The 13,724-nt window shown below is 66.6% G+C and carries 13 protein-coding genes; 7 read left to right on the top strand and 6 right to left on the bottom strand.

Features of this window, described 5'->3' with window-relative positions:
• Nucleotides 1-20: 20 nt before the first annotated feature.
• The gene (locus K6G35_RS24570; protein ID WP_186425867.1) at nucleotides 21-554 is read right to left on the bottom strand and encodes a nucleoside deaminase; all 534 of its coding nucleotides are present in this window, start codon (nucleotides 552-554) and stop codon (nucleotides 21-23) included.
• On the opposite strand from K6G35_RS24570, the gene K6G35_RS24575 reads away from it, so the two are divergent.
• Both K6G35_RS24575 and K6G35_RS24580 read left to right on the top strand, forming a co-directional pair.
• Entirely contained in the window at nucleotides 553-1,716 is a 1,164-nt protein-coding gene (locus K6G35_RS24575) for a sensor histidine kinase (RefSeq protein WP_234707054.1), read from the top strand. The two genes, K6G35_RS24570 and K6G35_RS24575, sit on opposite strands and share 2 nt — an antisense overlap.
• The gene (locus K6G35_RS24580) at nucleotides 1,713-2,483 is read left to right on the top strand and encodes a LytR/AlgR family response regulator transcription factor (RefSeq protein WP_186425868.1); all 771 of its coding nucleotides are present in this window, start codon (nucleotides 1,713-1,715) and stop codon (nucleotides 2,481-2,483) included. The genes K6G35_RS24575 and K6G35_RS24580 overlap by 4 nt, the downstream gene beginning before the upstream one ends.
• A 21-nt stretch (nucleotides 2,484-2,504) precedes the next feature.
• Here the strand turns inward: K6G35_RS24580 and K6G35_RS24585 are convergent, their stop codons facing one another.
• The 4 genes from K6G35_RS24585 to K6G35_RS24600 form a co-directional block, all read right to left on the bottom strand.
• Nucleotides 2,505-2,825 carry a 2TM domain-containing protein gene (locus K6G35_RS24585; protein WP_024570492.1) on the bottom strand — a complete coding sequence of 107 codons (321 nt, stop codon included), beginning with the start codon at nucleotides 2,823-2,825 and terminating at the stop codon, nucleotides 2,505-2,507.
• Nucleotides 2,826-3,009: 184 nt separating this feature from the next.
• Nucleotides 3,010-4,137, bottom strand: coding sequence for an NAD(P)H-dependent flavin oxidoreductase (locus K6G35_RS24590; RefSeq protein ID WP_495676477.1), 1,128 nt, complete (start codon nucleotides 4,135-4,137; stop codon nucleotides 3,010-3,012).
• A gap of 28 nt (nucleotides 4,138-4,165) precedes the next feature.
• Nucleotides 4,166-5,389 carry a YbfB/YjiJ family MFS transporter gene (locus K6G35_RS24595; RefSeq protein WP_495676478.1) on the bottom strand — a complete coding sequence of 408 codons (1,224 nt, stop codon included), beginning with the start codon at nucleotides 5,387-5,389 and terminating at the stop codon, nucleotides 4,166-4,168.
• Nucleotides 5,382-6,269 carry a LysR substrate-binding domain-containing protein gene (locus K6G35_RS24600; protein ID WP_286882035.1) on the bottom strand — a complete coding sequence of 296 codons (888 nt, stop codon included), beginning with the start codon at nucleotides 6,267-6,269 and terminating at the stop codon, nucleotides 5,382-5,384. Before K6G35_RS24600 ends, K6G35_RS24595 begins: the two co-directional genes overlap by 8 nt.
• Nucleotides 6,270-6,670: 401 nt before the next feature.
• Here K6G35_RS24600 and K6G35_RS24605 point away from each other — a divergent pair, with 401 nt between their 5' ends.
• From K6G35_RS24605 to K6G35_RS24620, 4 genes are all read left to right on the top strand, one after another.
• Nucleotides 6,671-7,147, top strand: a complete 477-nt coding sequence (locus K6G35_RS24605; RefSeq protein WP_495676479.1) for a hydroxyquinol 1,2-dioxygenase — start codon at nucleotides 6,671-6,673, stop codon at nucleotides 7,145-7,147.
• Nucleotides 7,148-7,362: 215 nt separating this feature from the next.
• A complete protein-coding gene (locus K6G35_RS24610; protein ID WP_035883836.1) occupies nucleotides 7,363-8,103 on the top strand; it encodes a response regulator in 741 nt (246 codons plus the stop codon).
• Nucleotides 8,104-8,153: 50 nt separating this feature from the next.
• On the top strand, nucleotides 8,154-9,452 hold the full coding sequence (locus K6G35_RS24615; protein WP_186425922.1) for a sensor histidine kinase: 1,299 nt from the start codon (nucleotides 8,154-8,156) through the stop codon (nucleotides 9,450-9,452).
• 327 nt (nucleotides 9,453-9,779) lie between these two features.
• On the top strand, nucleotides 9,780-10,196 hold the full coding sequence (locus K6G35_RS24620; protein WP_495676480.1) for an organic hydroperoxide resistance protein: 417 nt from the start codon (nucleotides 9,780-9,782) through the stop codon (nucleotides 10,194-10,196).
• A gap of 32 nt (nucleotides 10,197-10,228) precedes the next feature.
• Here the strand turns inward: K6G35_RS24620 and K6G35_RS24625 are convergent, their stop codons facing one another.
• On the bottom strand, nucleotides 10,229-11,992 hold the full coding sequence (locus K6G35_RS24625; RefSeq protein WP_495676481.1) for a sigma-54 interaction domain-containing protein: 1,764 nt from the start codon (nucleotides 11,990-11,992) through the stop codon (nucleotides 10,229-10,231).
• 173 nt (nucleotides 11,993-12,165) lie between these two features.
• Here K6G35_RS24625 and K6G35_RS24630 point away from each other — a divergent pair, with 173 nt between their 5' ends.
• Entirely contained in the window at nucleotides 12,166-13,713 is a 1,548-nt protein-coding gene (locus tag K6G35_RS24630; RefSeq protein ID WP_495676482.1) for an acyl-CoA carboxylase subunit beta, read from the top strand.
• Nucleotides 13,714-13,724 lie beyond the last annotated feature (11 nt).

Raw genomic sequence — 13,724 nt, forward strand, 5'->3', positions numbered from 1 at the left:
ATCGCCGGGTTCAGGCCCATTCACGCATGCGGTACCCAGAACCCGATATGTGGCGCTGCAGCTTCGTCTTCCAGCATCGGTCCAAGCACGATGACCTGACGCTGTCCGCGCGCGAATACCTCGCGGCATGGCAATGCGAACGTTGGATTCTCCGGATGATCGCCGGTCAGGCCCAGCAGCCCATGTTCCGACAGCGCGTAGACCACGCGCCCGATGCCGGTCCAGTAGATCGCGCCCGCACACATGCAGCAGGGCTCGGCGCTGGTGTAGAGCGTGCAATCCGCGAGCTGGGCTGGCGTGAGCAGCTTTGCCGCGCGGGCAGCGGCCACCAGTTCGGCATGCTGGGTGGGGTCGCCTTCGGGCGGCATCGAGTTGTTGCCGGCCGTGACAATGACATTGCCCTGGGCATCGGCCACCAGCGCCGCGAACGGATGGCGGCCACGCTGCTTCGAATCTTCGGACAGGGCAATCGACTGGCGCAGCAGCGCGAGATCGAGTGGCGAGGGCGAGGAAGTGCTCAGGGTGGCGGTCGGGGCGGACATCGGGGTGGACATGGGGGCGAAGATCTCCGGAAGCGGTGCGTGTTGCGATGCGGCAGGCACCCGCCATCATCCGCGCAAGTGGCGGGCGTCGCAAGTCGGCGGGCGTCGCAAGTCGCGCCGGCCAGCGGCCATTGGCGCCGCCTTTCCGTTCATCCGCGAGACGTCCGATGCCTTCCGGCGGGTGCCGGTGGTAACCTCGCAGCATTCCGCGTCCCCGACCATCCGAATCGTCCATTCAACCGTGCGCCCCGCAGACCCCGAACTCTGGCGAACCGCCTCCGAGCAGCGCGCCTACAACGATGCGCGCCGTCGCGTGCGCTCGCTGCGCTTCTTCTACATGCACGCACTGGTCTACGTGACGGTCAATGCGATGCTGATCACCATCAACCTTGTGACGTCGCCACATCGGCCGTGGTCAGGCGGGCCGCTGATGGGCTGGGGGATCGCGCTGGCCATACACGGCATGATGACGTGGAGCCGCGTGGGTTTGCTCGGCCGTAGCTGGGAAGAACGAAAGATCGCCGAGTTCATGGCGCGCGAGCAGGTGCGCACGATCTCCACGGAAAAGCAGCTCGTGGAAGCGCAGATGCGCCTGCTGCAGGCCCAGATCGAGCCGCACTTCCTGTTCAATACACTGGCCAACGTGGTCAGCCTGATCGAGCCGGCGCCGCAGAAAGCCACGCTGATGCTCGAGCATTTCATTGCCTACCTGCGCGCGTCACTGGCGGCCAGCCGCGCCACCCAAGGCACGGTGGCGCAGGAGGCCAAGCTGCTGCGCGATTACCTGGCGCTGCTGAAGATCCGCATGGGCGACCGTCTGCAGTACACGATCGAGGTCGATCCCTCGCTCGACACCGCGCCGCTGGCGCCGATGCTGCTGCAGCCGGTGGTGGAGAACGCCATCAAGCATGGGCTGGAACCGAAGATCGAAGGTGGCCATCTGCGGATCACGCTGGAGTCACGCGGGCCGCGCATGTTGGCGACGATCGAGGACGACGGCATGGGCTTTCATCCCAAGGCCGGGTCCGGCGTGGGCCTGTCGAACCTGCGCGAGCGGCTGGCGGTGCTGTATGACGGTGACGCCCACGTGCGTATCGAGGAGCGGTCACCTGGGACCGCCGTACTGATCGAGATCCCGCTGCCCCGCGCATTCCGAACCGGAGACACCGCATGATGTCCACCGCCCCTACGGCGTTGATCGCAGACGACGAGGAACACCTGCGCGCCCACCTGCGCGGCAAGCTGGCCCGGCTGTGGCCGGAACTGCAAATCGTGGGAGAGGCCGCGAACGGCGTGGAGGCGGCGGCGTCGATCGCGCGTCTGGCGCCCGATGTCGCCTTTCTCGATATCAAGATGCCGGGCATGTCCGGGCTGGAGGTGGCGCAGGGTATCGAAACCGATACGCGGCTGGTGTTCGTCACCGCATACGACGAGTTCGCGCTCGATGCTTTCGATCGCGCGGCGGTCGACTATCTGGTCAAGCCGGTGACGGACGAGCGCCTGGCCCGCACCGTGGAGCGGCTGCGCAAGGCCTTCCAGGATGCAGCGCCGATGCCGGAACTGGCGCAGCTGCTGAGCCAGCTCACGCGCGGCCAGCCACGCGCCGAGGGTGGCGGCCTGCTGCGCTGGGTGCGCGCCAGCCGTGGGAACACCACGAGCCATGTGCCGATCCAGGACGTGATGTACTTCCACAGCGACGACAAGTACGTGGTGGTGCATACGCGGGACGGCGAGCACTTGATCCGCACACCGTTGGCGGAACTGGCCGAGGGCCTGGACCCCGACGTGTTCTGGCAGGTCCACCGCTCGACCATCGTCAATATGGAATGCGTCGCCGGGACGCGCCGCGACGAGAGCGGCCGGCTGTTCGTGCGGATGCGCGACAGCGATACCGAACTGCCGGTATCGCGCGCGTATGTGCACCGCTTCAGGCAGATGTAGCGTCTGCCTTGAAGCCGGGGCTCAGTGGCGATCCATGAACTCCTGGATCTTGCGCGCTTCCCAGTCGCGGCCCCAGCGCGACAGCCGCATCCACACCAGCCCGCCGTGGATCGCCAGCGCCAGCCCCCATCCGAGCGTGGTGCTCAGCGGCCAGGGCCAGCCCGTGGTCTGATAGTGCGACCACGACGGCGAGCCGAAGTAGTAGAAGCGGAACCACAGCCAGCCATTGACCAGCACATAGACCAGCAGGTGGATATACCAGCCGCGCAGCGCCCGCACCATGCGGCGGGCGCGCCAATAGGCCCAGGCGTTGTCGTCGGCGGGAGGGAAGGGCGGGCGCATGGATTCCTGACGCATGAGTGACCTCGCTATGTGGAGTGTGCGGGTTGTGTTGGTGCGTCATGTATAGGCCACTGCACGCGCCAGTGCCATGGGCATGGGCCGAATCGACGGAATCTGGGGGCGAATGACGGGGAATCGGCGCGAACGGGGGGCCTCCGTCCGGCCCGATCCTGATCCCTCCCTCTTAGCCCAGCACCGCCTTCAACCCGCTCAGCCGCTCCAGCGTTGCTTTCAGTTCCGCCGTCAACGTGGCAACCAGTTCCGCCGCAGGCATCGCCCTGGCCAGGGGCACTGCCTGGCCGGCCCACTGCGCGGCATAGTCGCTGTTGCCACTGGCCTTGGCCGCGGCGTGCAGCGCCTTGCCGGCGTCGTAGGTCATGGGGTAGCCGGCGGCTGCCGGCGCGCCGGCTGCGGCGCCCAGCGCGGTAAGCCGGTTCGCGAAGCCGCGGGCGGTGCGGCCCGAGATGGCCTGCGTGAAGGTGGTCGGGCGCGGCTGTTCGGCGGTAAGTGCGGCAGCCAATGCGGCGCGATAAGCGGCATCGGCGGACGATTCCTGGGTGCCGACGAATGCCGTGCCAAGTTGCGCGGCCTGCGCGCCCAGCGCCAGTACCGCCGCGATGCCCGCGCCGTCCATGATGCCGCCCGCCGCAATGATGGGCAGGCTGGTGCGCTCGACCAGTACGCGCACCAGTGCCAGTGTCCCCAGTCCCTCGTCTTCGCCATATGCATCGAATACGCCGCGATGGCCGCCGGCTTCGATACCTTGCGCCACGATCGCATCGATGCCCGCCGCTTCGATCAGTCGCGCCTCCCGCAACGATGTGGCGCTGGCCAGCAGCACGATGCCCGCCGCGCGCAGCGCGTCGATCTTCTCCTGCGCGGGAAGCCCGAAGTGGAAGCTGACCACGGCAGGCTTTTCCTCGAGCAGCATCTGGAACATGGCCTCGTCGGTCAGGAATGTCTTGTAGATCTCGTTCAGGCTGGCAGGCGCGGCGGCGCCGAACTTCTTGAATTCCGGCGCGAGGTATTCGAGCCAGGCGCGCTCGCGCGCCGCATCGGGCGCGTCGGGGACATGGCAGAACAGGTTGATGTTGAACGGCTTGCTGGTCAGCGCGCGGGTTTCGCGGATCGCCTTGCGCGCTCCGTCCACGTTCATCGCGCCGACACCCAGCGAGCCCAGGCCGCCCGCTTCGGAAACGGCGGCCGCCATGGCTGGCGTGCTGACGCCGGCCATGGGCGCCTGAATGATCGGTGTGGAGAGGTTGAGCCGCGCGAGCAGGTTCTGACGCGGGCTGCGGGAGGTGGTGTTCATGGCGGATTCCCCGGTTGGAGTGTCGAGCTTACGAATGGGTCTGGTGGGTCTGGCGGGTCTGGCTGGGCTGGCGGATCTCGCAGATGCCGGCGGCGATCAGCAGGGCGGCGGAGGCGATCTCCATCGCGCCGTTGAAGCTGCCGCCGTGAGACATCAGGGCCGAGGCCATCAGCGGTCCCGCGATCTGGCCCACGCCGTAGGCGGCGGTCATGGCCGCCACCAGATTGAATCGGACCAGATGCGCCGCGTGTCGGGCGGCGGGTACGGCGATGGTCACGGTGCCGACGAACGTGCCGCCAACCAGCACCGCGCTCGCCAGATAGGCGGCCGCAGAGTGATTGATGGCCGGCAGCGCCACACCTACCGCCTGGACCACGAGGTTCCATTGCATGGCACGCCGCGTGCCCAGCCGTTCGTGCACCGTGTGCCACAGGAAGCAGGAGGGCACCGCTGCCAGCCCGAACATGGCCCAGATGTGAAGTGGATTGACGTCGCGGAGCGCGCCGTGGATCAGCAGTGGCAGATAGGTTGCGGTGATGATGTAGCCAAGACCTGCCAGGCCATAGCTGGCGACCAGCGGCCACGCGCCCAGCGCGTGCCGGGGCCGATGCTGGTGCGCCGCCGAAGCCGTGGCGGCTTGTGCCGAAGGCTGGCGGATCGGCCGCCATGCCAGTACCGACAGCGCTAGCGCGCCGACTGTCAGCACCAGCCATAGCACGCTGCTACCCGGTGTCGACAGATTGCCGATCGCGATCAGCTCGGCCGAAACCGCGATGCCCGTGCCCACGCCAGCAAAGAGCAGCGGGGCGCCATTGTGCCGGCCCACGACGTGCAATAGCCAGACCGAGGCGCAGACAAGGCCCACGGCGCTGGCCACGCCCGCAAGAAAGCGCAGCGCCACGAAAACGGCAGGCGGAATGGGCGCGGCGAGCACGAGGATGCACAGGACGGTGGCAACGAGCGCGGCGCGCGTCCAGTCGCTGGCGGTGCGCGCCGGGATCTTCGTGGCAAGCAGCGCGCCGGCCAGATAGCCCGCGTAGTTGGCGGAGGCCGCGAGCGAGCCGGTGCCAACGGACATGGCTCCTTCCTGGACCATCAGCGGATACATGCCGGTGAACGCGAAGCGGCCGAAGCCCATGACCACGGCTAGCGCCAGCGCGGCGGCGACGGGTTCTTGCCACGATGCCGGCGTGGCGTGGCTACTGCCGCGCGCAACCGAAGACGGGTGCGGGGAATGCAGGCAATCAGACATGACGCAACTCCCGCTGGAATGCTTCAAAGGCGGACGTGGTGAATCCGGCGCGCTTGACCAGAAACGTGTGCGCAGGCCTGACCGGTACGGTCTGGAATTCGGCATGGTCGGGATGCAATGCCAGCAACGCGCGAGGCACGATCCCTACCGCCGACCCGGCTGCCACGGACGCGAGGATCGCGTGGTAGGACGGCATCTCCATGACCGACAGCGTGCGGCGTACCTCGTCGCCGCCTTCCTCCAGCCATTCCTCGGCGCAGCGGCGGTATGTGCAGCCACGCGCGAACGCGGCGAGGTGGCGCAACGTTACGTCCTGCGGACCGCGCACCTTCGGATGCGTGGCCGGCAGCACGAGCACCAGTTCCTCGGTCCGGATGAACGTGCCTTCCAGTCCGGCACCCATCTCCGCGATATCGAGATCGCGCGCGGCGCCCTTGCCAGGGTGCGCTACCACCGCGCAGTCCAGACGGCGATCCAGCACGGCGTCGACAAGGCTTTGCGTGGTGCCCGTCGTCAGATCGAGTTCGACGTCGGGCCAGGCGGCGTGATAGCGCCCGAGTGGCTTCGGCAGCAGGGTGGCGGCGGAACTCTCCATGGACCCCACGCGAAGCGTGCCACTCGGCGTATCGGCGCGCATCGATTGGCGGGCTTCCTCGGCCAGCGCGAGCATCTGTTCGGCATAGCCAAGCAGCCGCTGGCCTTCAGGCGTCAAGGTCATCTTCTTGCTGTCACGCTGGAACAGCGCGACGCCGAGGCTTTCCTCGAGCTGCTTCACGCGCGTGGTGACGTTGGATTGCACCCTGTCCAGCACGCGCGCCGCCCGGGTGATGCTCTGTTCCCGGGCCACCGCGCGAAAGATCTCCAGTTCGGCCAGTTCCACGTTGCCTTCACATCGCTCACGCGATGTTCTCCATTTGAGAATGAATATGATAAAAGTATTGTAAAAAGAGAATGACGTGTCAAGGTCTGCTTTTGGTGCCCAGTGACGAGGAAGCCAGTTCGTGCAGGCGCCTCGACCCACAGAATCGGACAGGCAAGCGGCACCTTTGGAGCCAGGGCGACGATATCCATCGCCTGCGCGTCACATTTCCACATGGTTTTGTATCGCTGTGTATCTGGCGCCGGCGCAGATACGTGCGGTCACTGAAACCCCACGTTTGCGCTACGGGCGCGATACATCGGTCTCCTTGAATACGTTGCGTGGCCCACGGCGAACCGCAACGAAGCGATCCCGGGGCACGCAGTTACCAACCCGATCCCGCTACTTCAAGGAGCATCATCATGACCTCGACCACCACCAAGCGTTTTGTTTTCGCGATCGCCCTGGCCGCTGCCGCCGCAGGCGCCCAGGCAGCAGGGCTTTCCCATGCCGGCGCGCGCGACCCGTTCACGGACGGTGCCCGTTCCGTGCAAGACGCGCGTGACGTGTACAGCGAGGGCGCGCACGGCGTGCAGGACCCGCGCAGCCCGTACACCGACGGCGCCCGCAACGTCGACACTTTCACCGACGGTGCCCGCACGCTGGCAGGTCTGGACCGCACCGGCGTATCCGCCGATCCGGCGCGCTCGGTCGATCCGTACCTTGACGGTGCCCGCACACTGGCAGGTCTGGACCGCACCGGCGTATCCGCCGATCCGGCGCGCTCGGTCGATCCGTACCTCGACGGTGCCCGCACACTGGCAGGTCTGGATCGCACCGGTGTGTCCGCCGATCCGGCACGCTCGATCGATCCGTACCTCGACGGCGCCAATGCCTGAGCGACGGAGGCCCGCAGGCGCATCCCCGGGGCCTCGTCGACGCCGGCCCCCTGAGCCATCAGCATGGCGCGGGCGGCCGGCAGATTTGCAACGATTCCTGTATAAGACGGCTCCAGATAGAGAGCGATACAACGCGTCGCCTAAAGTGCTACACAAAGGCGCTGCACAATGGGCGGCATGGGGATGAATGCCGACTGTACCGAGGGGAGCCAGGAATGATCCGGCCTGACCATATTCTGATCGTCGATGACGACCGCGAGATCCGTGAGCTTGTTGCGACCTATCTCGATCGCAACGAAATGCGTGTCACGCTTGCGGCGAACGGGCGAGAAATGCGCACTGCGCTGGAGAAGGGGTCGGTCGACCTCATCGTGCTGGACCTGATGATGCCAGGCGAAGACGGCCTGGCCCTGTGCCGCGACTTGCGCGCCGGGCCACACAAGACCACTCCCGTACTGATGCTGACGGCCCGCAATGAGGAAGCCGATCGCATCCTCGGGCTGGAAATGGGCGCCGACGACTACCTCGTCAAGCCATTCGCCGCGCGCGAGCTGCTGGCGCGGATCCGTTCCGTGCTGCGGCGCACGCGCATGTTGCCGCCGAACCTGCAGATCACCGAGGCCGCCACGCTGCTGGCATTCGGTGACTGGCGGCTCGATACCACGGCACGCCATCTGCTCGACGAGAACGATGTGCTGGTGGCGCTGAGCGGCGCGGAATACCGGCTGCTGCGGGTCTTTCTCGACAACCCGCAGCGTGTGCTCAGCCGCGACCAGCTATTGAATCTCACGCAGGGGCGCGACGCCGAACTGTTCGACCGTTCGATCGACCTGATGGTCAGCCGGTTGCGCCAGCGGCTGCGCGACGACGCCCGCGAGGCGCGTTACATCAAGACCGTGCGCAATGGCGGCTATGTGTTCACGGCGGTCGTCGAGGTACGCGAGGAGCGGACGTGACTCACGCGAGCGCGCTGCGCGCATGGCCGCGCTCCCTGTTTGCCCGGCTGATGGTGATCCTGCTGGTCGGATTGGCGTTGGCGCAGGGGCTTTCCTTCGCGCTCGTGCTGAAAGAGCGCGAAGGCGCGGCCGATCGGCTGATGCTCTCGAACCTGGAGCAGGATGTGGCGAGTTCCGTGTCGATTCTCGACATGATGCCGGCGGCCGAGCGGCCGCGCTGGCTCGACAAGCTCGAGCGCAAGAATTACAGCTACCAGCTCAACGCAGGCGTCAGCGGTGACGAGCCGCCGCGCGAGGCCCTGTCGCGGCAGGCGGTGGACACCATCACGCATGCGCTGCAAGGCCGCTACACGGTGCACGCGAATGCCGTGCCGGGCGACGCGGAGCACTTCCAGGTGCATATCCACCTGAGTGACGGCAGCCCGCTCACCATCGACATTCACCCGGCGCCCAAGCCACTGGCCATGTGGCTGCCCGCATTGCTCGCGGTGCAGCTTGTATTGCTGGGCGTTTGCGCCTGGCTCGCGGTGCGGGTGGTGACGCACCCGCTGAAGCAACTGGCCAGCGCGGCCGAAAACCTCGGTCCCGATCTCAAGGCCGAGCAGATTCCCGAATCAGGGCCGATGGAAGTGGCACATGCCGCGGCGGCTTTCAACGCCATGCAGCAGCGCATTGCTGGGTACCTTGCCGAGCGGGTGCAGATTCTCGCCGCCATTTCGCACGACCTGCAGACCCCGATCACGCGGATGCGGCTGCGCCTGGACCTGATGGAGCCATCGGACACGCAGGAGCGCTTTCTTCAGGATCTGCGCGAGATGGAGCAACTCGTGCGCGAAGGCGTGACCTATGCGCGCACATTGCACGGCAGCTCGGAAACGCCGGTGCGTGTGGACGTCGATGCCTTCCTCGACAGCCTTGCGTTCGACTATCGCGATGGCGGGCAGGCGATCGAGGTGGAAGGCAAGGCCGGCGCGCCCATCGAGACGCGGCCGCAGGCATTGCGGCGCATCCTGACGAACCTGATCGACAACGCGCTCAAGTTCGGCAATGAGGTGCGTGTCGCCGTCTCGCGCGAGGCAGGCGGCAATCTGGCGATTGCGGTGCAGGACCGGGGGCCGGGCATTCCCGAGGCCGATCTCGAACGGGTCATGCAGCCGTTCTACCGCGTCGAGACGTCGCGCAACCGGGGTACCGGCGGCACCGGGCTGGGTTTGGCGATTGCGCAGCAACTGGCGCGCGCCATGGGCGGGCATCTGGTGCTGTCCAACCGTGAAGGCGGTGGCTTGCAGGCGACGCTCACGTTGCCACCTGCATCATCGGCCCCGGCGCAGCCTGCCGCGCGTCACTGACGCGACTGGTGACGGTGCGGCCATTGCCGCGCCGTTTCACCGCTCACACTCCCTCCCGCTCTCCCGCTCTCCCGCTCTCCCGCTCTCCCGCTCTCCCGCTCTCCCGCCACACTGTTTTGTATCTCTCTGTATCGGCATCCCATGCCGATACGCGCGCACACGAAACCGGCCGATTTTGGCTACGGCGCTGATACATCCACCCGCTTAAATGCTCCTGTACGCAGCACGGCACGCATCGCAAACCGTGAAGGCGGCACCTTCGACATCTACCTATATGGCCCGGCAGCAGTCCGGGTCAGAACGTTCATCCGATACCAGGAGCCCAGCATGACCAAGATCGACAAAGTCCTCTACACCGGCAAGACCCACACTACCGGCGGCCGTGACGGCGCTGCACGCAGCGACGACGGCAGACTCGATATCCGCCTGACGCCCCCGGGCGCGGCAGGCCACGGCACCAACCCCGAGCAACTGTTCGCGGCCGGCTGGTCGGCTTGCTTTATCGGCGCGCTCGGCAAAGCGGCACAGGCGCGGAAGATTGCGCTGCCCGCTGGCGTGGCCGTCGATGCGGAAGTCGATCTGGGCATGGCTGGCGATCAGTTTTTCCTGCAGGCACGGCTCAACGTGAGCCTGCCGGGGTTCGACCGGGCCACCGCCCAGGCGCTGGCCGAGGATGCGCATCAGCGTTGCCCGTACTCGAAGGCCACGCGCGGCAATATCGATGTCGTGATCAATGTAGTGTGAATGGCGTGGTGTGACTGGCGTGGCGGGCCGGGTTAGCCACCCGGCCCGCGCTCCAGAATCTTGTACAGGTGGGAGCGCGAGATCCGCAGTTGCTCGGCGGCGCGCTTCTTGTTCCCACCATGGCGAGCAATGGCCTCAAGTACCGCCGCATAGGCGAGTTCGCTCATGCCGGCGGACAACGCGCCGGATGGCGGGGCTGCAGGCAGCGACGATGCGTAGGACACTGGCGGTTCGATCCCCGCACTGCTCTGCGCACTGTTCCCCGCACCTGGCGGCAGCGGTGCCTCATCCGGCTGGGCACTGGCGGCCACCGGCACGATTGCTGATTCCCCGCGCGAGAAGTCCGTCACGCGCAGCGTGCGGCCATCGCAGAACACCAGTGCTTCCTCGATGCGTTGCCGCAACTGGCGCACATTGCCGGGCCACGGCTGGCTGGCGATATGCCGGGCCACGTCCTGGTCGATCGCGGGGGCGGGGATGTTGTTACGCTGGCAGAACGCGTTGACGAAGTGATGCAGCAGCGCGGGAATGTCCTCGCGCCGCTGGCGCAGTGAAGGAATACGCAACACCACGCCGCTCAGCCGGTAGTAGAGGTCGAGGCGGAAACGCCCGGCATCGATCAGCGCGGGTATATCGCGGTTGGTCGCGGAGATCAGGCGGAAATCCACCCGTTCCGGGCGATGGCTGCCCAGCCGCTCGACCATGTGGTCCTCCAGCACGCGCAGCAGCTTGACCTGTACCTCCATCGGCACGTCGGCCACTTCATCGAGAAACACCGTGCCGCCAGCTGCAATCTCCAGCTTCCCGGCCTGTCCCTTGCGCTGGCTCCCCGTGAAGGCACCTGGCACATGGCCGAACAGTTCCGATTCGATCAGCGTGGCGGGCAGGGCGGCCAGGTTCAGGCTGACCAGCGGCCGTTCGCGTGCGGGCTCGCTGCCTGCGGCGTGAATGGCGCGGGCCACCAGTTCCTTGCCGGTGCCGCTTTCGCCCAGGATCAGCACTGGCACATCCAGGCGTGCCACGGTCTCGATCTCGCGGCGCAGCCGCTGCATCGGCGCGCTTTCCCCGATCAAGCCGTATGGCGATGGACTTTCACGCAGGCCATCCAGTTCGCGCCGGTAACGCACGACTTGAGAGCGCAGCTCGGACAGTTCTTCGTGCATTCGCGCAATGGCTTCCGGTCCCTTGAACATGATCTGCCCGATGGCGCCAACCACTTCGCCGGCCTCGCGGATAGGGATGCGGTTGACCACGCGTGTCACGCCGTTCATCTGCTGCAGTTGCCCGATTTCGGCCTTGCCGCTGGCCGCTACCTGGGGCAGCCGCGAATTCGGGATGACGTTCGCGGCCGGGCGCCCAATGCCTTCGCCGGTGTTCAGGCCAAGGAATTTCTCGTGGACCGGGCTGACGTAGCGCACCTGTCCGGCGTGGTCCGCCACGACGATGGCTTCGTATGGGCTGGTCAGGAAGTGGTCGAGGATCGCACCAGCGAACGGCACCGAGCCCAGGAAATCGAACAGCGCCGTGCTCGCGTCCGCGCGATGCAGAAGGATCAGTCGATGCTGGTCGTCTTCCTGGCACAGGCCGATGTAGCGGTGGAGGCCCGTCTCGACGGGGAAGAGCCGCCGCCCGGTTTCCCGGTCCGCCGACTGCGCCCATGCCTGCTCGGCCGCATCCGCGATGTTGCTGTCGGCGCACACGCCGACAGCGGCCACCCGGCCGCCGTCGCGGGATAGCACCAGTGCGCCGAGCGCGACGGCTTCGGTGGCCGGACGCTGTGTGTTCTCTGAGGACACTGCCTGTCTCCATGTGTGTCCTCGTTGAGGACACGAACTGTCGTTATGGCGGACATGATAGTGGCGACTGAGAAAATCCTCAATGAAATCATGGTGCTGGCGAGTGTCTTCGGGGTGGCATGGATCGTGCGCTAGTGGAGTCAATGCATACGCCGCCAAAGAGGAAACACGCCGTGACCTGGCAACCAGAGATTGATGAACTTGCCTACCGGAGGCGACTGGCCGCCCGCATGGGCGGTGAGGAAAAGGTGGCGCGCCATAAGGCGGCCGGCAAGCTTTCCGTGCGGGAGCGGATTGCCGGTATCGCCGATCCCGGTACGTTCCGGGAGGTTGGCGGACTGAGCGGCAGCGGCCGCTACGACAGCAACGGCCGGCTCGTGGACCTGGTGCCGTCCAACCTGGTGATGGGCCGGGCGAATGTCGGCGGGCGCCCGGTGGTGCTCGTGGGCGACGACTTCACCGTGCGTGGTGGCGCCAATGACGGCGCGGTGGGTGACAAGCTGATTCACGCGGAGAAGATGGCCCATGACCTGCGCCTGCCGATGGTGCGGCTGGTCGATGGCACGGGCGGTGGCGGCTCGGTGCGCAATGTCGAGATCAAGGGCCATACGCTGATCCCCACCATGAAGGTGTGGGAGCACGTGGTCGAGAACATGGCCGTGGTGCCCGTAGTGTCGCTTGCACTGGGGTCGGTGGCGGGCATGGGCGCGGCGCGCGTGGCAGCCAGCCACTACTCGGTGATGGTCCGCGAGACGTCGCAGCTCTTTTATGCCGGCCCGCCAGCGGCGGCGCCCAATGAGCAGGGGCTGACGAAGAACGAACTGGGTGGCAGTCACATCCACAGCCGCAATGGCGTGGTCGATGACGAGGTGGCCACCGAGCAGGAGGCGTTCGCGCGGGCGCGTGATTTCCTGTCCTACCTGCCGGCATCGGTGCACGAACTGCCGCCGCGCGTGACACCGGCAGACAACCCCGCCCGTCGTGATGAATGGCTGCTGGCCGCCATCCCGCGCGATGGCCGCGCGACGTACGAGATCCGTCCGATCCTGGAAGCGCTGGTCGACGCTGGCTCTTTCTTCGAGATCGGCAGGCACTGGGGCTGCGCCATCGTTACGGGCCTGGCCCGGCTCGATGGCTGGCCGGTGGCGGTGGTTGCCAGCGATCCGCGCGTGCAGGGTGGCAGTTGGGATAGCGATACCGCCGAGAAATTTACGCGCATTGTCGATCTGGCCCAGGCGTTCCACCTGCCCGTGGTGAATCTGGTGGACACCCCCGGATTCCAGTCCGGCCTGGACGCTGAGCGAGCCGGTACCACACGGCGCGGTGTACGCGCGCTGGCGGCGGTCTATCAGGCCACCGTGCCGTGGTGCTCGATCATCCTGCGCCGCGCGTATGGCGTGGCGGCCGCCGCGCATCAGCACATGGGGCGCTTCAATTTCCGCTACGCCTGGCCATCAGCCAACTGGGGCGAGGTGCCGATCGAAGGCGGGCTGGAAGTTGCCTACAAGTCCGAGATCGAAGGGGCGGACGACCCGGTGCAGAAACGCGCCGAGATCATGTTGCGCGTGCGCAGCCTGACCTCGCCGTTCCGCAGCGCGGAGGCCTTTGTCATCGAAGACATCATCGATCCGCGTGAAACACGTGCGCTGCTGTGCGAGTTCGCCAATCTGGCGGCGCCGCTGCGCGAGGCAGGCGTGAGCCGGTTCGGCATCCGGCCCTGATTGACGTACGA

The organism is Cupriavidus sp. HY129, from assembly GCF_059492215.1.

Coding starts and splice junctions, on each gene's coding strand:
- K6G35_RS24575 (WP_234707054.1), top strand. CDS start 553: ATGGGGGCGAAGATCTCCGGAAGCGGTGCGTGTTGCGATGCGGCAGGC.
- K6G35_RS24570 (WP_186425867.1), bottom strand. CDS start 554: ATGTCCACCCCGATGTCCGCCCCGACCGCCACCCTGAGCACTTCCTCG.
- K6G35_RS24580 (WP_186425868.1), top strand. CDS start 1,713: ATGATGTCCACCGCCCCTACGGCGTTGATCGCAGACGACGAGGAACAC.
- K6G35_RS24585 (WP_024570492.1), bottom strand. CDS start 2,825: ATGCGCCCGCCCTTCCCTCCCGCCGACGACAACGCCTGGGCCTATTGG.
- K6G35_RS24590 (WP_495676477.1), bottom strand. CDS start 4,137: ATGAACACCACCTCCCGCAGCCCGCGTCAGAACCTGCTCGCGCGGCTC.
- K6G35_RS24595 (WP_495676478.1), bottom strand. CDS start 5,389: ATGTCTGATTGCCTGCATTCCCCGCACCCGTCTTCGGTTGCGCGCGGC.
- K6G35_RS24605 (WP_495676479.1), top strand. CDS start 6,671: ATGACCTCGACCACCACCAAGCGTTTTGTTTTCGCGATCGCCCTGGCC.
- K6G35_RS24610 (WP_035883836.1), top strand. CDS start 7,363: ATGATCCGGCCTGACCATATTCTGATCGTCGATGACGACCGCGAGATC.
- K6G35_RS24615 (WP_186425922.1), top strand. CDS start 8,154: ATGGTGATCCTGCTGGTCGGATTGGCGTTGGCGCAGGGGCTTTCCTTC.
- K6G35_RS24620 (WP_495676480.1), top strand. CDS start 9,780: ATGACCAAGATCGACAAAGTCCTCTACACCGGCAAGACCCACACTACC.